Below are 22,517 nucleotides of genomic sequence, written 5' to 3'. Positions count from 1 at the left end.
AGCTGCTTTTAAATTTTCTATCTTGCTCCAGGAGGGCAGTTTTCTTTTAAAAACTTAGTGTAAGTTAAGGATAAATGTTTGCCAGTTCCTTCGCCCTCAGAGATACTGTGGGTGCGGTTTGGATAACTCATCAATTGAAAAACCTTTCCGTTTTTGATTAACTCATTAATCAACATTTCGGCATTCTGATAATGTACATTATCGTCGCCAGTACCGTGGATATACAATAAATTGCCTTTTAAGTTTTTAGCATAAGTAATCGGAGAACCCTTAACATATGCCTCTTTACTTGGGAAAGGAGTGCCCATATAACGCTCCTGATAAACATTATCGTAGGTTAATTGATTACCAACTGCTGCAATTGCAATACCCGTTTTATAAATTTCTGGGTATTGGAACATCAGGTTTAAAGTAGATGAACCGCCACCACTCCAGCCCCAAACGGCAACACGGTCTTTATCCATAAAAGCATGAGTAGCCAATAGTTTTTTAGCGGCCATCGCCTGATCGCGGATATTGATTACACCAATGTTTTTATAAATACTTTTGCGCCATGTACTCCCTTTTGGAAGAGGTGCACCTCTATTATCCATTGAAATATAGATATAACCATCTTTGGCCATATCACCGGCATATAAACGGTTTCTCCCTGCACCATAAGTATCTAATGCTGTAGCTGAAGCAGGCTCCCCATAAACATAAAATACTACCGGGTATTTCTTATCTGGATTAAAATTATCAGGTTTTTTCATCCAACCGTCCATTTCAATTCCATCTTCAGTAGTTACTTTAAAAAACTCAACTTTGTTTTTAGTTGCAGCTTGTTTGGCTAATTGTGTAGTAATGCTCCCGTCCATTGTAAATGGATTCCCTGTAGCAAAGTTCATCCACTCTGTGATTGGCTCAACAAGCGAACTGTTATATGAATGGCGGGCAAAAGCAGCATTTGGAGAAATATCGTAATTATGTGTTCCTGGTAAAACCGAAGGTGTAATCTGTTCTAATTTACCTTTTCCATCTAATTTGGTTTTAAATAGATATTTCTGAGTGGCATTTATTGGTGACGCCAGAAAATAGACCATATTATTTTTTACATCGATCAATTTTACATCAATCACATCATAATTGCCTTTCGTAACCAATGTTTCTTTTTTTCCATCCAAACTGATTCTATATAGGTGGTTCCAACCGTCCTTTTCAGATACAATGGTAAACTCTTTATTATCATTTAACCATTTCCACTCATCCTGTGCATCAATCCAGGCTTTAGCTTTTTCGGTATAAACTGCTTTTGCCGATCCTGTACCTGCGTTACAAACGAATACTATACTTTCGTTTTGCTGGCGGTTAAGCTGTTGTAAAATAATATCATTACTGTTAGGTACCCACTGCATACGTGGAATATAGTGCTGAATATTATCTCCAGGAACATTTAACCAGTTCGTTTTGGCCGTTGCAATATCAACTACACCAACTTTACAAGCCGACGGATTTTCGCCCACCTTTGGATATTCTACAGGAATGGTATATGGATAAATGGAATCTGTATTATTGATCATTAAGAAATTTTTGATCTTCGTCGCATCAAGCTGCCAATAAGCAATAGATTTGCCATCCGGACTCCATCTAAAACCATCGCGGCAATCAAATTCTTCCTCATAAACCCAATCGAAAGTACCGTTAATCATTCGGTCTGTACCATCAGTGGTTAAGGCTTTTGCACCAGTTCCATCAATATTTTCTACATACAGGTTATGTTTGCTTACATAAGCAACCTTACTGCCATCGGGCGATAACTTAGCAAACATTAGTGATGAAGTTGGTCTATCTTTTCCAATTTGAGTGATTTTATTGGAAGTTAAATCGGCCAACCAATAATCTCCACGTGTATCGTAACGCCAAACTTTTTTACTATTGGTGTAGATTAGTGCTTTCGAACCATCATCCGATAACTGGAAACTTCTTACTGTAATAGCATCATTTTTTCCGGCTGGTGTTAATAATGCTCTTGATATAATGGTTTTACGATCGTTTTTAGGAAGTGTTATTGAAACGATTTCGCCACTAATATTCTGATAATAGGAGTTGCCGTCTTTTGCCCAATTGATACTTTGAGCCTTGGCATCAATTAGCGTGCATAAAGTTATACAAGCAATTGATAATCTTAATAATAATTTTTTAATCATATATAGTTTTTGGACATAAAAAAAGCTTTTCAACTTTCGGGCTAATTTAAATAAAAAGCCTGCAGTTAAAAAGCTGTAAATTATCTGGAATTGATTAATTATTCACCACCACCTTGCATGGCTTTCAATTCTTCCATAGTTACTATATCGTAACCAGTAGGAATTTCAGTGCTAATGGCACCTACTTTAGCTTCAGAAAGAGATTTTAGAACCAGATCTGAATTTACGCCATTAATTACTGCCGAATATTTTACAGGAAGTGCACCTAAACCTTTAAAGAAACCACCATTGGTAATTGAAGCAATATCAACATCTTTTGTTGCCCATAATTCATGAGCTCCACCTTTGTCATCTTTGTAGGTATATTTTTCAGCACTAAATCCAGCAATTGTCTGTTTTTCACCAGTTGCTTTATAATCAGAATATTTTGGCAATAATGCTTCTTGTGCTTCTGTTTCTGCTTTGCTCACCTTTACTGCAAACTGTTTTTGAGCTACCGGAACGTCAATTAATAATAATCCGGTTTTATCTGCTGTATTTGAAATGATGTTAACCATTGCAGGGCCATTTTCAATTTCTATTTTGGTTAAGTTCCCATTAAATTTAGTTTTAACATCGGTTGTTGTACCATTAGCAGTTACTGCAAATACCAAAGTACCTTCAGCAATTTTCTTTTGTGCATGGGCAATTATAGCAGTACTTACTAAGATTAAAGCTATAACACTAGTTTTGATTGATTTGAACATGTTTTTATTTCAGTTTAGTTTTTTACCAATTAATTTTTTCTTTGTTTAAAAATGAAGAGATTCCTTTTTTAAAATCTTCACTCTCTCTTACACGGGCATTTATCTGTACCGCAGTTTCCAAGCATTTTTCCAATAGGGGATTGGTTGTTTGCGTAATCAATTGTTTAGTAATCATTAACGAATTACCAGAGCTCCCGCTACACAAACTTAATGCAAATTCTCTTACCATTTGATGAATATCGGATGAATTTGTTACAAAATTTATCAAATTATATTTCAATGCCTGCTCAGCAGAAAAGATTTTTCCAGTCAGTAAAATTTCCTTAACGATGGATTCGCTTACCTTTTGTTTTAAAAAACAAGAAACAATAGCAGGTACAAAACCAATTTTCACTTCAGTGTACCCAAAATTACTTTCAGGGGTAGCAAAAACAATATCACATATCGTGGCCAAACCACAGCCGCCGGCAATGGCATGACCTTCTACCTGTGCAATAACGACTTTTGGTAAATAATAAATCGTTGTAAAGAGTTTTTTTAAATGATTAGAATCAGCCACATTTTCTTCAAATGTATTGTGCTGCAATTGCTGAAGATATGCTAAATCGGCACCAGCACTAAAAGTATCGCCATTTGCATTCAATATTACCACTTTTACCAGGTCATCTTCAGATGCTTTTATAAATGCAGAAGTTAATTCAGCGATAAGTTTAGGGTTTAGCGCATTCCTTTTTTCGGGTCTATTGATTGTTATCGTTGCTATTCTTTCAGCAACCTGATATAAAACCAGATTTTCCATCTTATTGGGTTAGTTGCACCAAATATGCTTTATTTTTCTTTAAAACATGTACATCTATATCATTATTCTCCATACACTTCTTTAAGATCTGAATTTTATAATCTTTATTAGTAGCATCGATTATTGCAGTTTTATATTTTATATCAAGGTCCATTTTGACTAAATTAAATTTAGTATTTCCACTTAACCAGATACTTGAAAAAGTAGCATTTCCGTTTATATTTTTATCATCCAGGTTTTCATCAATCAACAGCATCTTATAATTAAAAAAGGCAATTTGGTTGTTCTTTAAAACGAACTGCCCCAAAACGGTATCTTTGTTAAAACTAATAAAACGTATTTTGTTTACCTGTAATTGCGTTAATACCGGAACAATAGAAAAATTATAATTTTTATCTTCAGCACTTAAATCTGAAACCAAAACAGCTTCTTTTCCATTAATAAAAGCAGCCGCATAGTTTTTTCTTAGGGAAAAGAAAATAATTTTCCTTTGATGGAAAGCGTTTAGATCATCGTGTACAATCAAAAGTTGATAGCAAACAAATAACATTAAAGAAGAGAACAAAAGTCGTTTGTTTAATTTCGCCAAGGCATAAATAAATAACCCGAGCGATAGGCTCAACAATGCAAATTCAGGCAAATTAATCCATATTGAGGAAAAGCTAGCATATGGCAAATTGGCAATCCATTTTAATACAGCATTTGTGAAATTTATTACCCATTCGAAAACCGCCACTAAAAACCTGAATGGCGGAATTAATACTACAATTCCTAAATACATCATTAACACCAATGGGATAGTGATAAAAAGATTCGCAAAAAGAAAGTAAAGTGGGAATTGATGAAAATAATAAATGCTTAACGGAAACGTGACCACTTGTGCGGCTAAAGACATCGCTGTGAAACTCCATAATTTATCTAGCCAAATATGTTCAGTATAAAGAAGGTTATAAATTTTAGGTTGAAGATAAATTAGTCCGAATACAGCAAGGTAGGAAAGCTGAAACCCAACATCTAAAATTAAAAACGGATTGTAGACCAGCTGACAAAATGCCGAAAAGGCCAAAACATTATAACTGTTGGTTTGCTTCGATAAAACTTTAGCCGTAATTAAAATGCTGATCATTACAGCCGAGCGGACTACAGAAGGTGATAACCCTGTTAACAAAGCATATCCCCAAATCAAAGTGCAGATTAACAACAGTTTCATAATCCTTAGCGCACGATTCTTGTTCAAAAAGAGGAACAAAAAATCCAAAACGACATAAATAATGGCTACATGTGCTCCTGATACAGATAAAGCATGAATGGTTCCTGTTTTGGAATAGGCCGATAAAGTTTCTTTGCTTAAATCAGCACGGTAACCTAAAATAAGGGTAGAGGCCACCGCAAAAGCTTCATCACTTTTAATCAAGCTTCGGTATTTTGCAACCTGCTTTTCTCTTAAGTTTAAAGCCATCTTTATAATGGGATTACCAATATTATTTTTGTTGCTAACGATATAATTCTGATCTATAAAAGCCTGATGATAAATATTCTGACTGCCCAGCCAGGCTTTAAAATCAAATTCTGCAGGATTATATGGAGGCTCTATTTCGGTATATGTAGCTGGGATCATGATTTCGTCGCCATATTTTAATTTAATAGGCTTTAAACTATCTAATTTTATGGCAAGAAGCATCTGCCCTGACAACCTGATCTGTTTGTCTTTTTGATATCCAGAAACCACCTTTACTTTAAAACGTAAGATGTTGCTACTTTGCTGAGGTTCATTGTTCACCCAAACTTTTAAATAGCTGCACTGCGTTTTTGCAAAGTAATTTTGATTTAAACTTTCGTTATGGAGCAGGCAAAGTAAACCGCCAAGGCTGAGGAAAAGTATAAAGATCAAAATACCAACAGCTCCCTTGTAACGGTAAACATTTAATTTTTTATAAGTAATATTCAACAATAAAATGCACAGTAAAACAACAAGTAAGACTGAGGCCCACCATTGAATACCTATGCCTTTTGGAAAAAAATAAAAAATGCAGATGCCTAAAAGAAAAGGAAACAGGATCCTGACAAAAACATATTCGGACTTAAACATTGTTTAAAATTGATAGCGTACCTGAACTTTAACTTCCGATTTTTTATTGCCCTTAATTTCATCCAGGTAAGTACCTACTGTTTCTACGTCCTTATAAACAAACAACCCATATCGAACCCAAATATTTAGCTTCTTGACTATACTGTATTTCAGGTTAAAATAAGTCCTAAAACCTCTTCCATTATACATTCCAAAAGCAAAACTGTACAAAACATCATCTTCATAGGCATAAATTCTGCTATTATAACTTGGGGTATTGAAATAGGCAAATCTTACATTTCCTGTTAGCTTAGCGAACATTGGAGAATAGTCTACATCCTGATAAACGAGATAACCAAATTCTCTATTGGCACTACCTTTTTTATATTGTGAAATCTCTAGCCTGTTTTGGAAGCGCCAATTATTATTCAATTGCCAGCTTGCCTCTGCCCGATAACCTTCTCTTTTTACATTGTCTAAAAAGTTAACAGGCACATCTAAATCCGTATTTTGTTGTTTATGTTCTGTTTTAAATCGGACTAAAATTTTAAAGGTTTTGCTTGGTGTATAAACGGCCTGGGTTAAAATCTCGTAACCTTTTGATGGCTCATCAACACGGTACTTTAACCACGGGAAGCGAAAATAATCACCATAGAAAGAAAAAGCCCATTGTTTATTGGGATTAATATTTAGGCCAGCATACAATCCTTTTTCATTTACGGCTTCGCTCGATTCGGATACTGCCTGATTAAAGAAACTATGATAATCTTTATCATAATCGCGATAAGTTAAAGCAGCAGAAACTGTTGGTGACAAACTAATGAGGACACCGTTAATATAGGCAATGCCACCACCTAAACCCTTGGCTGCCTCGCCATAGAGGTACATATTTTTATATGTATAATTGTAAAACAACCCCAAATTGGTTAGCGCTTTACCTGTGAAACTATATCGATCGTAAGCTGCTGTTTGTGTAATAAAACGGCTCTTATAACGAGTATGGTAAGCAATTGCGCCAACAGCAAATTCGTTTTTGGCATATTGAACTGTGGTACCAAATACGCTTTGCGCTAAAACGCCTTTATTCTTAATCTCAGTAGGGGTTCTATGTAAACCAGTTTGATTAATGGTGGCCTGAACTAAATTTCCTTCTGAATCTAATTTTTGGCTAGCATCAAGATTGCGGAACGAAACAAAAGGGGTAATGTCTACATTTTTAAATAAGTTAATCGTTGCAGCACCTCCTCTAAAAAAAGAATATTCATTAGTAGAGTTATAAGGCCTTAAACCTAAATCTTTTTTAGCTACGCTGGTTACATCAGGACCTTTGCCAAAAGAAAAACCCGACCATAATGTTAAGCCTTGTCCAAATTGCAATGTATAATCGCCAACTACCAGTTTTTTTAGCTTTCCCAATTTGAATAGTGCGATATTGCCAGAATAAAAATCGAAAGGCTTGCCTATAAATTTTTCACCAGCATCTTTGTCTAAAGTAATGGCTGCTGATAGAATTGAGCTATAATGATATCTGTAGCGCGTCTGAAATCTTTCTGGCGAACCTAAATACCGGTTCCCGGGTAAATCTGTATAACCTTTTTGTTTTTGTAGGACCTGGGCAAAGCGCATCATCAAATCATTTTCACCAGTACGTACAATGTTTTTAAAATCGAGCTGCTGATATTCAGCGATATTGGTCAACGTTACAAATGGGAGGAGATTATGCACGGTTTTAATATCAAAACCATCAATACTTTGTAATTCCAGCACATCTGTAAGCTGACCATTTTCCTTTAGATGTGTAAAGAAATTACCAATCTGTAGAGGGGATAGGAAAACCAAAGTCTTTAACTCTTCAACTGAAGTACGGTTCAGATTAATTGGATGTTTACGGTATTTTTCCAATACATCAATCAGTTCAGTCATATCGTAATCATCGGGGAGGTTTTCGGCCATACTCTCCAAAATATCACGTGTATCTGTTTCCTCAGTATTGATTTGAGCATTTGCCATGAATCCAATCATTAGAAATGCAACAATTAAGCTCTTAAACCGCATAGCCACCTCCAATTAGAAATTTATCATAAAGGTTAACAGCCCATGCAATTACCATTTCTCTGTTAGGGATCAATGTAATTCCAAAAGAATTTTCTCGAAGAAAGAAATGATTAACTATGGCAGATAAACGGCCACCCAAATGGTTTTGGGAAAATAAAAAATAGAGGAAAAAGACAAGCAACAATACATACCATATTTTCATAAGCAGGGGTTATACCAGTTAATAAAAAATAGGGGTGATTGATGTTTTGGTTTTGCTAATATAGTAAAATAATTAAAAAAACTACAAAAAATGTATTTTTCTAATTACAGAAGAGTAATGCAAAGAAAATTGATAATGATAAGGGAAATAAAATATTTACAGTTCTTCTGCCAGGTTTACCAAAAAACCTTTCAGTTTTTCTAACGAATCTATAATTTTTTGATTCTCTCTAACGCCTGTTTTATTATTCTTTAAATAGTCTTTGGCACCTTTTAATGTAAATCCTTTTTCATCAACAAGGTTGAAGATGATCTTTAGATTTTCGATGTCTTCTGGAGTAAAAAGACGGTTGCCTTTTTTATTTTTCTTGGGCTGTAGGATATCGAATTCCTTCTCGTAAAAACGGATCTGAGATGCGTTAACATTAAACATTTCAGTCACTTCGCCCATGGTATAATACATTTTATTAATGTCTCTTTCTTTATACGGCATATTTTGTGCTTGATTATGAGTGTCTTATATCGATTAATTAAAGTATTCAAATGTAGCTCGATTTTTCCTTAATAACGCAATAAAATTTTAATTTTGTTCCCTCCAATAATATTGAAATGACAGCAAAAGAGATTAGACAGGCATTCCTTAGTTTTTTTGAATCGAAACAACATCATGTTGTTCCTTCCGCACCGATTGTGGTTAAAAACGACCCCACTTTAATGTTTACCAATGCGGGTATGAACCAGTTTAAGGATCTGTTTTTAGGAGAGGCGGCCATAAAATATTCTCGTGTTGCGGATACACAACGTTGTTTACGTGTTTCGGGCAAACATAACGATCTGGAAGAAGTAGGTATTGATACTTACCACCACACCATGTTCGAAATGTTGGGTAATTGGAGTTTTGGCGATTATTTCAAAAAAGAAGCTATTGCCTGGAGTTGGGAACTATTGACAGAAGTTTACAAAATCCCGAAAGAAAAATTATATGTCACCTACTTTGAAGGCGATGAAAAAGAAGGTCTGGAAAAAGATCAGGAAGCTTACGATCTTTGGAAACAATATGTTGATGAAAGCCACATTTTACCGGGAAATAAAAAAGACAACTTCTGGGAAATGGGCGATACCGGGCCATGCGGACCATGTTCTGAAATCCATGTAGATTGCCGTACTGATGAAGAAAAAGCTTTAGTTGATGGTGCTACATTGGTAAATGCCGACCATCCCCAGGTAATTGAAATCTGGAATAATGTATTTATGCAGTTTAACCGTTTAAAAAATGGTTCATTGCAAAGTTTACCTGCTAAACATGTTGATACCGGAATGGGCTTTGAGCGTTTGGTACGTGTTTTACAGGAAAAAACTTCTAACTACGATACAGATGTTTTCCAACCAATGATTCAGTTTATTGCAGAAAAATCGGGGATTAAATATGGTGCTGATGAGAAAACCGATATCGCCATGCGTGTTATGGCCGATCACATCCGTGCCATTTCCTTTGTTATTGCCGATGGTCAGTTACCTTCTAATAATAAAGCGGGTTATGTAATCCGCAGGATTTTACGCCGGGCCGTACGTTATGCTTATACGTTTCTAAACTTTAAAGAGCCTTTCCTAAATCAATTGGTTCCTTTATTGGCTGAGCAATTTAAAGGTGTATTTGATGAACTGATTTCGCAACAGGATTTCGTTCAGAAAGTAGTGCTGGAAGAAGAAGTTTCTTTCTTGAGGACCTTATCAACGGGAATTCAACGTTTCGAAAAATATCAGGCATCGAATGATGTAGTAGAGGGTAATTTCGCTTTCGAATTATCAGATACATTTGGTTTTCCGATCGATTTAACGGAATTAATGGCCCGAGAAAAGGGTTGGAGCGTTGATCTAGTTGGATACGAACAGGCTTTGAAAAAGCAAAAAGACGATAGTCGTGCCGCAACAGCCATTGATACTGGCGATTGGATTGTGGTAAACACAGAAGAGCAGAGCGAATTTGTAGGTTACGATGACTTAGAAATCGAAACCGAGATCTTAAAATATCGTAAAGTAAAAGCTAAGGGTAAAGAACAGTTCCAAATTGTTTTACGTCAAACACCTTTTTATGCTGAAAGCGGTGGTCAGGTGGGAGACACAGGCCGTTTAGAAGACCACAGTCGGCAGTTTTGGGTAGACATTACCGATACCAAAAAAGAAAATGGCTTAACTGTTCATTTTACCGATATCTTACCGGATAATTTAGAAGGTAAATTTTGGGCTGTTGTAGATGAAGATAAACGTGTTTTAACTGAAGATAATCACTCTGCCACACACTTACTGCATGCGGCATTAAAACAAGTTTTAGGCAAACATGTTAACCAGAAAGGCTCTCTGGTGAATGCAGACTACTTACGTTTCGATTTTTCCCACTTTGCTAAAGTTACTGACGAGGAATTAGCACAGATTGAGGTAATTGTAAATCAGAAAATCCGCCAGAACATTAAGTTAAAGGAACAACGCAACGTTCCTTATCAAGATGCCATTGAAAGTGGCGTAACGGCTTTATTTGGCGAAAAATATGGCGATTTTGTACGTATGATTACTTTTGACGACCATTTCTCTAAAGAACTTTGCGGTGGTACACATGTAAAGGCAACAGGACAGATCGGTTCATTCAAAATTGTTTCCGAAAGTGCTGTAGCAGCTGGGGTTCGTCGCATTGAGGCCATCACCGCTGATAAAGCTGAACAATACTTTTTAGATCAAAGAAAGGAACTTGGTTATTTAAAAGCATTACTAAATGGAAGTAAAGATCTATCGGCGTCCGTTCAGGCATTGTTGGATGAAAATGCAAAACTGAAAAAAGAAATTGAAAAGTCGACAATAGAAAGGGTAAACACCTTAAAACATGAAATCGTTCATCATGTAAGAGGGATTAACGGCATTAACCTGATTGCTAAGCACATTGATCTGCAGAGTGCTGATGCAGTTAAAAATCTGGCTTTCTCTTTGAAAGATATGGTTGATAACCTGTTTCTGGTTTTTACTACAGAAATTGATGGCAAACCTGGAATAACCGTAATGCTTTCTGATCACCTGGTGAAAAAGGGATTAAATGCTTCTAATATTGTTCGCGAGTTGGGTAAAGAAATCCAAGGCGGTGGCGGTGGACAACCGTTTTATGCGACCGCAGGTGGTAAAAACCCATCGGGATTAAAAGTTGTTTTGGAAAAAGCAGAAAGTTTTATTCCGCATCATTGATTGAAATAATAAAATAGACCCTGAAATAAATTCAGGGTGACGCTATGTAAAATAAAAAAGAGGCCCTAGAGCCTCTTTTTTATTTTAATGTCTTCCATGTTTTTCTCTATGTCCTCTAGAGAATAAGCTTGAATTTACGTTTCTATCATGATATCTATTATCTACACGATAAGATCTATAATTATTTCTTGGCGAGCTATAACGTACTCGGTTTCCACCACCGTAAGATGAGCGGTAATAATTATTATCATGTGAATAACTTACTCTGTGGGTATTATAATTACGATATGGGCTATTTCCATAAACCACTACTTTTCTTCCGTGATGCAGATCGTAACCTCTATACCTCGCTGGTAAATACCTTGATCTTGTCCATCTGTTTCCACTTAAATAAACAAACTGCCTTTGAGGGACATAATAATAAGATTGAACTTCTGGGAGATAGTAATAATTAACGTTTTCATAACCTGCAGGTACCCAAGCTGGTTGTGCACCTATATTTACATTAATACTTACCTGAGCGTTAGATTGATTAGATGTTAAAGCCACGATACCAAAAATCGCGGAGATGATAAATAACTTTTTCATAATAATCCATTTTATTTGTGTGTACTTCAACAATTCAAACGCTGTGCCAAAACTTCTATTGTAACAGATATATAAAAAAAAGAGCTTCGAACGAAGCTCTTTTTAAATCGGTTAATAAAATTAGGTATTAGTGCTTTCCTTTACCATTTCCGTGGCCCTTACCGTTATTTCCTTTTCCATAAATCTTTTTAGCCTGTCCTGGAGGCATACCATGAGGATGTCCTTTTACGACATAATATTTGCTATCACGGCTATCCCTAATTACAAATTGCCCTTTATTGCCTTTATATTTTGCATACTTTACTTTATCATTCCTGAAATTCAAATAGGGTTTAGGCGAATTGATCACAACTTTATAACCATTGTATAAATTGTAATTACCATATTTTGCAGGTAAAGAATTTGCAAAAACCCAATCATTTCCATTTAAGTAAACAAACTGCTTTTGCGGAACATAATAATAACTTTCTACGTCAGGAAGATAGTAATAATCAACATGATCATAACCTGTTGGTCCCCAAAGCGGTTGCGAGCCGATGTTAACATTCACATTTAACTGTGCTTTAGCGGGGATGCTGAACAATGAAACCATCATCACTGCAGCAACTAAAAATAATCTTTTCATATTAATTCATTTAGTGTTTATTGTTTATAGCCAAACCACGTGCCAAATTAAGTGAACAAAAAAGGAGCCTCTCTCAAAGCTCCTTTATTTACAACTAAATATTAATATTAATGGCGCTCGTTACCACGGCCTTGACCGTTATTTCTTTCAGGACGATCATTCCCGCCTTTGTTATCAGTTTTGTGTTCATTGTTGCGGGCAGACCTTGAATTTTGATTTACCCTTACAACAGTTTTCTCCCTACGTATAGGGCGATTATTGTTAATCACGACAGTTTTGTTTCCATTATAGTTCGGATGTCCTTTAACTACATAATATTTGGTATCACGACTATCTCTTATAATACCTTGGCGACCACCATAATTTTTATATTTACCATACTTGGTTACATAAATATTGTTTCTTAAATATGGTTTTGGCTCGTTGATTACCACCTTGTAGGCGCGGTATAAATCAAAGTTCCTGTATTGAGTAGGCAAGCTGTTTCCCCAAACCCAACGTCCGCCATTCGAGTAAATGTATTGTGCAGAAGGCACATTATAATAGGCGTCTATATCAGGAAAATAATAATAATCTACATGATTATATCCTGTTGGCCCCCAAACTGGCTGAGAACCAATATTGATATTTAAGCTAACCTGTGCTTTTGCATTGTTTATGCTGAATAATGAAACCATCAGAACTGCAGCAAATAAAACTAACTTTTTCATAATGTTTTTTAATTAAAGGTTTCTTTTGTGTGTTTGCTGAGATAGACAATAGCTGTACACGGTAGTTTAATTAAAGCAATTTCATTTAACATTCTTTAACTATATTTGCCTCCATAATACATTTAAAGGGATCATTTTAATATGAGTTTAGGAACATCCGAAAACAATTACGAACTCGTTTCAGGACTAGAAATCCACGTTCAGTTAAACACCAACACTAAAATATTTTCTGCTGATAGTGCATCTTTCGGGGCTTTACCCAATCAAAATATATCTACGGTTTCACTGGCATTGCCTGGAGCCTTACCGAAGTTAAATAAAGAAGTAGTAGCAAAAGCCATCCGTATCGGTCTGGCTTTAAACTGTACCATTAACCAGATCAACCATTTTGATAGGAAAAACTATTTCTACGCCGACTTGCCAAAAGGTTATCAGATTACCCAGGATAACCAACCGATCTGCGTTAATGGTTTTCTGGAGCTGCAACTGGCTAATGGCTCTATGAAGAAAATCGGAATCAATCGCATTCACCTGGAAGAAGATGCCGGAAAAAGTATCCATGATCAGGATGATAACTATTCGTTGGTTGATTTGAACCGTGCGGGGGTACCTTTAATTGAGATTGTAACCGAACCCGATATCCGCAGTTCGGAAGAAGCATCTGTTTTATTAAGCGAAATCAGGAAACTGGTGAGGCATTTAAATGTAAGCGATGGCAATATGGAAGAAGGTAGTTTGCGTTGCGATGCCAATATTTCTATACGGCCACAGGGCACTACCGAATTTGGAACACGTTGTGAAGTAAAAAACCTAAACTCGATGCGTAATGTACGTAGAGCGATGGATTTCGAATTTGGCCGTCAGGTAGAAGTGATTAGCAATGGGGGAAGAATTATTCAGAGCACATTGAATTTTGATGCTGATAAAGGCACTACATCACCGATGCGTACTAAAGAGGAGGCGAATGATTATCGATATTTTTCAGATCCAGATCTGCAACCCATTTATATTTCTGATGATTGGTTAGCAGAGATTAAATCTTTAATGCCGGCTTTGCCAAATGAAATTTCTCAGCAGATGGTTGCTGATTTTGGGATCAGTAAAGCTGATGCGGCTCTTTTTGCCGAAGATTTAGACCTGTTAAACTACTTTAACCAGGCACAATCAGTCGTTCACAATAAAAAAAGCTTAATTAATTGGTTAATTGGTCCGATTAGAGCTGTTTTAAATGAAAAAGGGATTACGATCTCTGATTTCAAAGTCAATCCAGCACAACTGGCAGAAGCTATCAATCTGGTTGATGATAAAAAAATCACACAGCAAATTGCCATTCAACAATTATTACCAGCTGTTGAGCTGGAAGAAAATGCAAAAGTTACCGATTTGGCACAGTCATTAAACTTACTGATCTCTGAAAACGGAGACGAATTAAGTAGTTTTATTGATGAAGTGTTAAATAAATACCCACAACAGGTAGAAGCGTACAAGAAAGGCAAAAAGGGCGTTTTAGGTTTGTTTGTTGGTGATGTAATGAAATTAGCCAAAGGAAAAGCTGATGCTAAAAAATTAAATGAATTAATACTTGAAAAACTGAAATAATGAGATTAAAACAATTAAGCCTGATTATGCTGATCGCGATTGCCTTCACTGCATGTAAACCCAAAGATAGCTTTACGATTGACGGAACTTTTCAAAACCCAGGCACGGAGAAGAAAGTATTTTTATATGGGATGCAAAATAGCAATATGGTTGCAATCGATTCTACCAATCTATCAGAAAAAGGTGAATTTAAATTCATCCGCAAAACCCCATCGGTTGATTTCTTTAGGGTATCTGTAGGTAATCATGAGTTTATGTTAATTGCAAAAAATGGCGACGACATTAAATTAGAAGCTGATTTAGCCGACAAAACAATGGCATATAAAATTTCGGGGGCAAATGAGGTAGAAAAATTATCAGAACTAAATACGATTAGAAACAACTTTGCCAAACAGGTAGAAAAACTACAGGCCGATTTCGAGGCAAAAGTAGCAACACAACCTCAAAACAGGGCAGCTGTGCTAGAAGCAATGAAACCTCAGTACGAATCGTATATCAATCAATTAAATACGCAGATCATAAAATTTGCTAAAGACAATAAAGGTACGCTTGCCAGTTTCTATGCCATGAATACTTTGAGTCCGCAGGAATTTGAAGCAGAACTGGTACAATTTGCGGATGAAGTGAAAGAAGAAATTAAAGGCAATGCCACAGTTGATACTTTTGTAAAACAGATGGCACTTTTAAAAGCAGTTCAGGTAGGGCAGGTTGCTCCGGCATTCACCATTAATACAGCTGACGACAAACCTGTAAGTTTATCAGACTATAAGGGAAAATACGTACTGATTGATTTTTGGGCATCATGGTGCCAGCCTTGCCGTCAGGAAAATCCGAACGTGGTTAAGGTTTACAATAAATATAAAAATAAGAACTTTGATATCATCGGCATTTCGTTAGACACCGACAAGGCTGCATGGTTAGGTGCGGTGAAAGCAGATGGATTAACCTGGGCGCACGTTTCCGAATTAAAAGATTTTAACGGAGCAACCGTAAAAAAATACCAGGTACAGGCTATCCCAACTTCTTACTTAGTTGATCCCTCTGGGAAAATAATTGCTAAAAACCTGCGTGGCGACGAATTAGAAACGTTTTTAGCTAAAACGTTACTTTAAAACAAAATCCATGTTAAACTAATTTAAGTAATTAACAATTTCTTAACTTAGGCTTAACTAAATATTGCATCATAGACACTACTTTCGTAACAAATATTTAACTATGAACAACGCAGGTCAGAAAATATTAATTGTTGATGATGAACCAGATATTCTGGAGCTTATTGAATATAACCTTAAAAAAGAGGGTTATCAGGTTTTCACAGCTACCAATGGCCAAGAAGGAATTACTGTTGCGAAAAAGGTGCATCCGGATTTGATTATTCTGGATATTATGATGCCTAAAATGGATGGAATTGAGGCTTGCCGTTTAATGCGTGCAATACCCGAATTCAAGAATACATTTATGGTTTTCTTAACCGCCAGAAGTGAAGAGTATTCAGAAATAGCAGGTTTTAATGTGGGTGCTGATGATTATATCGCAAAACCAATTAAACCACGTGCTTTAGTTAGCCGAATTAATGCAATTTTAAGACGAAATACAGGAACAGAAGAAATATCTGAAAACAAATTGGAAATTGGCGATTTAGTAATCGATCGTGAAGCCTATTTGGTTTTTCAAGGCGGTAATAAAGTGGTATTGGCAAAAAAAGAATTTGAACTTTTATACTTGTTGGCATCAAAACCAGGAAAAGTTTATACCCGCGAATCGATCCTTAAAAATATCTGGGAGGATTCGGTAGTAGTAACCAATAGAACCATTGATGTTCACATCCGCAAACTAAGGGAAAAATTAGGCGAAACTTATGTATCAACCGTAAAAGGGGTAGGTTATAAGTTTGAGCTTTCTTAAATAGCTTTACCATAGATAGACACAGATTAGCACAGATTTTTTCTGATGATTAATCTGTGTTTTTTTATGCTGTCATTCTGAGGTACGAAGAATCTCTTACATTTTAGCTCTGCCGCTAAAATACCTCTGCTTTTTTTTCGATGCTTTTATTTTACAACACATTCTATGTCTTGGAGATTCTTCACTGCGTTCAGAATGACAAAATGCGCCAGGAAGACGAAACTCTGCGCAAAACCGTCAAACTATCGCCAATCTTACTTCCTCCATATCTGTATTTATCCTTTTTTATCTGCGGTTAATATCTTAACCAATAAAAATAAAATCGTATTTTTGCGCTTCATTAATTACAGCACAGTTTGAAGTTTCCAAATTTTAAAGACCTTATTCTTTTCGAAGACAACGATTTTATTGTTATCAATAAACCTCCATTTTTAGCCTCGCTCGATGAACGTGGTGGATCTGGAGAAACCAATGTGTTACGCCTGGCCAAACAGTATAGCGATGATGCACAGGTTTGTCACCGTTTGGATAAAGAAACTTCTGGCGCTTTAATTATCGCCAAAAATCCTGAAGGTTACCGTCATGCTTCTATGCAGTTCGAAAGAAGAAAGGTGAATAAAACCTATCATGCGGTAGTAGATGGGCATGTCATTTTCGATCAGTTAACCGTTGATCTTCCGATTTTGAACGATGGCAATAAAAATGTAACCATTGATAGGGCAGAAGGTAAAAGAGCAGAAACCATTTTCGATTCGTTAAAATACTACAAACATTATACACTGGTTGAATGCAAGCCAATAACTGGTCGTATGCACCAGATCCGTATTCACTTAGCAACACAAAGGGCAGCCATTGTTGGCGATGATATGTACAAAGGGAAACCTGTTTTTCTTTCGTCAATTAAGAGAGGTTATAAATTAACCAAAGGCGAAGAGGAGCAACCCATTATGAAACGTTTCGCATTACATGCCAGGCACCTGGTTTTTAAAGGATTAGATGACAAAGATATTGTGATCGATGCACCATACCCAAAAGATTTCGCAACCTTAATTAAGTTATTGGATAAATTTGATGCATAAAGGAAGCCTTTAAATTGGCTTCTCTTGTTGTTTTTGTTACTTTTGGGCATTCGCCCTCTATTAAAAAACAATAGGATGTATATCAGATTTGTAAATTACCTTGATCAGGTTAATCAGTACCGAAAATCTAAAATATCAAACCGTAATTTCTTAATTATCCTCGCTGTAATTGTTGGGGTTTTAGCAGGATTAGCCGCCGCCGCTCTAAAGAGCCTAACGCATCACATCGAAGAATTTCTTCAATCAGATTGGCACTGGAAATATAAATACTACCTGTATTTTGTGTTTCCGATGATCGGTATTTTCTTAACGGTTTTGTACATCAAGTATTTTATCCGTAAAACTAAATTCGAAACGGGTTTAACCCCATTGCTTTATGCCATTTCGAAAAAATCGAGCAAGGTAGAAGCACACAATATTTATTCGCAGATTATTACCGCAGCCGTTACGGTAGGTTTTGGTGGTTCAACAGGTTTGGAAGCGCCAATTGTTACCAGTGGATCGGCAATAGGCTCAAACCTTGGCCGTTTACTTGGCTTATCTTATCGCGAAATTACCATGCTAGTGGCCTGTGGCGCAGCAGCAGGTATTGCAGGAGCATTTAATAGCCCAGTAGCTGGGATTGTATTTGCTATCGAAATTTTATTACCAGAGTTTACCATCCCTGCGTTTATCCCACTTTTATTATCGGCTGCAACAGCTGCAGTAGTAGCAAGATTATTCTATACACAGCAACTTTTCTTTTTGGTTACAGAAGGATGGAAGGTGAATGCATTGTTTTATTATGTGATACTGGCTTGTTTTATAGGCTTATTCTCCATTTATTTTACAAAAGCCAATTATGCCGTAAAAGGCTTATTCTATAAAATAAAACATCCTTATACCAAAGTTATTGTGGGTGGTTTAATGCTTGGAGTTTTGGTTTTTCTATTCCCAACACTTTACGGCGAAGGTTATATCACAATAAAGGGACTGTTAAAAGGCGATTACCAAACAGTGATCAATAATAGTATTTTCTCCGATTACAATACCATTCCGGCTTTAGTGGTGTTGTTTACAGTAGTAACTATTTTCATGAAGTCGATAGCGACTTTGGTTACCTTGGGCGCTGGTGGTAACGGCGGAACGTTTGCGCCCAGTTTAATTATGGGCGGTTTAATCGGGTTTATCTTTGCCTATGTGGTAAATCTATCTGGTTTGGCGCAATTAAATGTTTCGAACTTTATTGTTGCAGGTATGGCAGCTGCTTTGGGCTCGATTATGCATGCTCCCTTAACTGGCATCTTCCTGATTGCCGAAATTACGGGTGGATATATCTTAATGGTACCACTAATGATTACCACTGCCATTTCTTATGCCATTAACCGCAGCGCTCAAAAACATTCTATTTATACAAAAGCATTAGCGGATAAAGGAGAACTGTTATCGCATGATGATAAGGATACGACTGTTTTAAATCAGATGAAACTAAAGTATTTGATCGAGAAAACCTATCCTCGATTAAACATGAATGATCAGATTTCGATTAAGATGAATGAGATCATGCAATCGCGTAAAAATATATGTGCTGTTACAGATGAACTGGGCGATTTTAAGGGCATCATTTACATAGAAGAGCTATTTAACGAAATGATTAATCACCCTGATAAGGAAAATTTGCTAGCTTCTTATTTGGTACAACCTGCACCGAACGCCGTCACCGAAAATGATGATCTGAAAATGGTATTAGAGAAGATGGAGCAAGATAATGTATGGATTTTACCCGTATTAACTGCGCAGAACCAATATTTAGGTTTCGTTTCTAAAACAGCAATCTTTAATAAATACAGGGCATTGCTGATGAGGCAGAATGATTATATGGGGTAGTTGTGGCTCATAAATAGAGGAGAAATATCATTAAACGAAAGAAGTCAAGTTTTTAAAACTTGACTTCTTATTATGATCTTACTCAGCTCTTTTTAAGCCAAACTTTTCAATTTTGCTGTACAAATGACTTCTTTGGATATCAATCTCATCCGCCGTTTTTGATACGTTCCAGTTGTTTTTTTCCAATTTGAATTTGATAAATTCGCGCTCTGCATGATCTTTATAATCCTGAAAATTATTGAACGAATCGAAAGAAAAAGCAAGGCTTGAACCGCCAGCACCTGCAATCTGTGCACTGGTTGCAGCACCAATGTTTGTACCACCGCCTGGATTAGCGAATGCACGTACATCATTTTCGGTAATTACCTTATCGCTCAAAATAATTAAACGCTCAATCATGTTATGTAGCTCACGCACGTTACCTGTCCACGGTAAGGCCTTTAAAGCAGCCATACCAGTATCATTTATTTTCTTAACCGGCATCCCATAATCACTGCATATATTCTCTAAAAAGTTTTGTGCAATAACCGGAATATCATCTGTACGCTCCGTTAAATGTGGAACATGGATATTGATTACATTTAACCGGTGGTATAAATCCATACGGAAGTTACCATCTTCGATTTCTTTCATTAAATCTTTATTGGTTGCCGCTAAAACACGAACATTTACTTCAATTTCCTTTTCGCCACCTACACGCGAAATTTTATGCTCTTGTAAGGCACGTAAAACTTTTGCCTGGGCAGAAAGGCTCATATCGCCAATCTCATCCAAAAATAGCGTACCACCATTAGCCAGTTCAAATTTACCAATACGTTGTTTAACAGCAGAGGTAAATGAACCTTTCTCGTGGCCAAACAATTCACTTTCAATCAGTTCTGATGGAATAGCGGCGCAGTTCACCTCAATTAGAGGGCTATCGGCACGGTTCGATTTTTCATGTAACCAACGGGCTACCAATTCTTTACCACTACCATTTGCACCCGTAATTAATACACGGGCCTCGGTCGGAGCCACACGTTCTATGGTTTCTTTAATTTTAGAAATACTTTCCGATTCGCCTAAAATCTCTCGGGTTTTACTTGCTTTACGTTTTAAAACCTTGGTTTCGGTAACTAAATTTCCACGGTCTAAACCATTACGAACCGTAATTAATAACCTGTTTAAGTCAGGTGGTTTCGAAATAAAATCAAAAGCTCCTTTTTTACTGGCTTCAATGGCAGTTTCAACTGTTCCATGACCAGATATCATAATGAATGGCAAATCGGGTTTGATGATCTGTGCCTGTTCCAGCACTTCCATACCATCCATCTTATTCATCTTGATATCGCAAAGTACCAGGTCGAAATTTCCTTTTTTGATCATTTCGAGGCCATCAATACCGTTATCGATATCTTCAACATCGTAATTTTCGTACTCCAGAATTTCGCGTAAGGTACTCCTTATCGCACGCTCATCATCAATTATTAATAGTTTAGCCATTAGAGATGTATCCTTTAATTTTGAAATGCGAATATATTATTTTTTAATTAATGTATAGTTTTTTATACAATTAATACGCAATAAACCTTAAAAGATGAGAAAGGTTTTTAATAAGTGTAATCCATCTTAAACTTATTTAAATCGGGCTTTTGTTTTTTAGCTCTTTTTAGTTCCAATTCGTAAATGGTTCTGCCCAGATTTTTCATAAAAGGAAAACAAACTGTTTCGTATTCGTATTTATTATCGTTAAATATGCCATCCTCATTACTATGAACAACAGCGGTTAGGAAATATTCAATTCCATTTTTAAAATCAACGAAATATGAGTTATCAATGATGTAGCCATAGCTATCGCCATATTTATTGAAGATGCGGATATTTGGATCAGGAGTTACCTGTTCCCGTCCATAGTATAACATTTTTGCATAGGTAGTCCAAAATTCTTTCGGATCGTATTTAGGAAAATTACTTTCGGTTGGATATTTACTCATATAAGTATAAATGAGCTTATAATCTTCTTTAGTAAGGTTAAACCGTTCTTTAAGCGGAAAAGCATCAGGAAAAATCAATTTCTGCATCAGTTTCTGTTGATCGTTAATGGCGAAAGCGTTTTTCCCCGCTAAACTGAAAGGTTTGTTTACCAGCTTGTTGGTACTATCCATGTATCCGGTACCCATTACCAAATTGCTTAATTTTAATTCATATTCTTTTGAATCGTACCGGGCAGCCTGATCATACACCAATTGTTCGCCATTGTAAAATTTGATGGGATTGGTATGTTTAGCTGATTCTCCTGCATCGCCAATGGCCAGGCGATTTAAAATGCGGCTATCGTATAATCCGTTAGCTTTCAGTTTTTCATTAATTTCGGCACGACCAATAAACTCGAATAAACGGTTAAAAGCATCATTATCACTGGTAAGCAAAATCTTTTTAACGTAATGCTCTATTGATGGAAGTCCATTTTTAGCACTTGTATCTGTTAAAACCTTCGTTTGTCCTTTATAGGCGCTATCGGTAATCATGGTACTCTTAGCCGTTAAGCCTGTATTTTTTAAGCGGTTTACTTTTTCCAAGGCAAAAATTACAGCGGCTAGTTTAACCGTACTGGCAGGATAAAAATAATGGTGTGGGTCTAAATTGTAGCTAAAGGTTTTAAAAGTGGGTTTATTCTTCGCACCACGGTTAATCTGGGTATAGAGAATCTGGATCTGGTTTTGATCAGGATGATGAAGTACAGCGGAAAAAAGCTCAGGCTTAGACTCCATCAGTTTCTTCAAAAAAACAGTATCGGTTTTTTGCGCCATAACAGATAGGCTTATTAATGAAAATGTAACAATTAATATTCTTCTCATGGGTAAAAATTTGATTCCTAATTTA

Annotated in this window: 18 protein-coding genes; 6 read left to right on the top strand and 12 right to left on the bottom strand. The window is 36.3% G+C overall.

Annotated features, from left to right (window positions below; all coding sequences use genetic code 11):
- Positions 1-17: 17 nt before the first annotated feature.
- From AC1DNH_RS03735 to AC1DNH_RS03705, 7 genes are all read right to left on the bottom strand, one after another.
- The gene (locus tag AC1DNH_RS03735) at positions 18-2,186 is read right to left on the bottom strand and encodes a S9 family peptidase (protein WP_477625179.1); all 2,169 of its coding nucleotides are present in this window, start codon (positions 2,184-2,186) and stop codon (positions 18-20) included.
- A 98-nt stretch (positions 2,187-2,284) separates the two neighbouring features.
- Positions 2,285-2,932: a DUF4412 domain-containing protein gene (locus AC1DNH_RS03730; RefSeq protein ID WP_215128762.1), complete on the bottom strand. Its 648-nt coding sequence runs from the start codon at positions 2,930-2,932 to the stop codon at positions 2,285-2,287.
- A gap of 22 nt (positions 2,933-2,954) precedes the next feature.
- Positions 2,955-3,731 (bottom strand): enoyl-CoA hydratase/isomerase family protein, encoded by a 777-nt coding sequence (locus AC1DNH_RS03725; protein ID WP_477625178.1) that lies wholly within the window; start codon positions 3,729-3,731, stop codon positions 2,955-2,957.
- 1 nt (position 3,732) lies between these two features.
- Positions 3,733-5,820 carry a ComEC/Rec2 family competence protein gene (locus AC1DNH_RS03720; protein ID WP_477625177.1) on the bottom strand — a complete coding sequence of 696 codons (2,088 nt, stop codon included), beginning with the start codon at positions 5,818-5,820 and terminating at the stop codon, positions 3,733-3,735.
- Positions 5,821-5,823: 3 nt separating this feature from the next.
- The gene (locus AC1DNH_RS03715; protein ID WP_477584620.1) at positions 5,824-7,809 is read right to left on the bottom strand and encodes a helix-hairpin-helix domain-containing protein; all 1,986 of its coding nucleotides are present in this window, start codon (positions 7,807-7,809) and stop codon (positions 5,824-5,826) included.
- A 34-nt stretch (positions 7,810-7,843) separates the two neighbouring features.
- Complete coding sequence (locus AC1DNH_RS03710) at positions 7,844-8,056, bottom strand: hypothetical protein (protein WP_477584619.1); 213 nt, start codon at positions 8,054-8,056, stop codon at positions 7,844-7,846.
- 156 nt (positions 8,057-8,212) lie between these two features.
- Complete coding sequence (locus AC1DNH_RS03705) at positions 8,213-8,548, bottom strand: MerR family transcriptional regulator (protein WP_029274329.1); 336 nt, start codon at positions 8,546-8,548, stop codon at positions 8,213-8,215.
- A 116-nt stretch (positions 8,549-8,664) separates the two neighbouring features.
- Between AC1DNH_RS03705 and alaS the strand changes: the two genes are divergently transcribed.
- Complete coding sequence (alaS, locus tag AC1DNH_RS03700; RefSeq protein ID WP_477625176.1) at positions 8,665-11,283, top strand: alanine--tRNA ligase; 2,619 nt, start codon at positions 8,665-8,667, stop codon at positions 11,281-11,283.
- 84 nt (positions 11,284-11,367) lie between these two features.
- Here alaS and AC1DNH_RS03695 read toward each other — a convergent pair whose 3' ends face one another.
- The 3 genes from AC1DNH_RS03695 to AC1DNH_RS03685 form a co-directional block, all read right to left on the bottom strand.
- Complete coding sequence (locus tag AC1DNH_RS03695) at positions 11,368-11,871, bottom strand: hypothetical protein (protein ID WP_477585399.1); 504 nt, start codon at positions 11,869-11,871, stop codon at positions 11,368-11,370.
- A 127-nt stretch (positions 11,872-11,998) separates the two neighbouring features.
- Positions 11,999-12,496, bottom strand: a complete 498-nt coding sequence (locus AC1DNH_RS03690) for a hypothetical protein (RefSeq protein ID WP_477611243.1) — start codon at positions 12,494-12,496, stop codon at positions 11,999-12,001.
- Between the two features lie 107 nt (positions 12,497-12,603).
- Positions 12,604-13,206: a hypothetical protein gene (locus tag AC1DNH_RS03685; RefSeq protein ID WP_477585951.1), complete on the bottom strand. Its 603-nt coding sequence runs from the start codon at positions 13,204-13,206 to the stop codon at positions 12,604-12,606.
- A gap of 141 nt (positions 13,207-13,347) precedes the next feature.
- Here AC1DNH_RS03685 and gatB point away from each other — a divergent pair, with 141 nt between their 5' ends.
- The 5 genes from gatB (at position 13,348) to AC1DNH_RS03660 (ending at position 19,655) form a co-directional block, all read left to right on the top strand.
- On the top strand, positions 13,348-14,805 hold the full coding sequence (gene gatB / locus AC1DNH_RS03680) for an Asp-tRNA(Asn)/Glu-tRNA(Gln) amidotransferase subunit GatB (RefSeq protein WP_477625175.1): 1,458 nt from the start codon (positions 13,348-13,350) through the stop codon (positions 14,803-14,805).
- Positions 14,805-15,917, top strand: a complete 1,113-nt coding sequence (locus tag AC1DNH_RS03675; protein ID WP_477611115.1) for a redoxin domain-containing protein — start codon at positions 14,805-14,807, stop codon at positions 15,915-15,917. The genes gatB and AC1DNH_RS03675 overlap by 1 nt, the downstream gene beginning before the upstream one ends.
- A gap of 103 nt (positions 15,918-16,020) precedes the next feature.
- Positions 16,021-16,710, top strand: a complete 690-nt coding sequence (locus AC1DNH_RS03670) for a response regulator transcription factor (protein WP_055913791.1) — start codon at positions 16,021-16,023, stop codon at positions 16,708-16,710.
- 356 nt (positions 16,711-17,066) lie between these two features.
- Entirely contained in the window at positions 17,067-17,789 is a 723-nt protein-coding gene (locus AC1DNH_RS03665) for an RluA family pseudouridine synthase (protein ID WP_029274339.1), read from the top strand.
- 75 nt (positions 17,790-17,864) lie between these two features.
- On the top strand, positions 17,865-19,655 hold the full coding sequence (locus tag AC1DNH_RS03660; RefSeq protein ID WP_477585005.1) for a chloride channel protein: 1,791 nt from the start codon (positions 17,865-17,867) through the stop codon (positions 19,653-19,655).
- 78 nt (positions 19,656-19,733) lie between these two features.
- On the opposite strand, the gene AC1DNH_RS03655 is transcribed toward AC1DNH_RS03660, so the two are convergent.
- The gene (locus tag AC1DNH_RS03655) at positions 19,734-21,137 is read right to left on the bottom strand and encodes a sigma-54-dependent transcriptional regulator (RefSeq protein WP_477608527.1); all 1,404 of its coding nucleotides are present in this window, start codon (positions 21,135-21,137) and stop codon (positions 19,734-19,736) included.
- A 107-nt stretch (positions 21,138-21,244) separates the two neighbouring features.
- Positions 21,245-22,492, bottom strand: coding sequence for a serine hydrolase (locus AC1DNH_RS03650; protein ID WP_477582829.1), 1,248 nt, complete (start codon positions 22,490-22,492; stop codon positions 21,245-21,247).
- Positions 22,493-22,517: the final 25 nt, after the last annotated feature.

The organism is Pedobacter sp. 01N310 (assembly GCF_056399805.1).
Note: the sequence above shows the minus strand (reverse complement) of the source record. Positions and strands in the feature narration are given on the sequence as shown.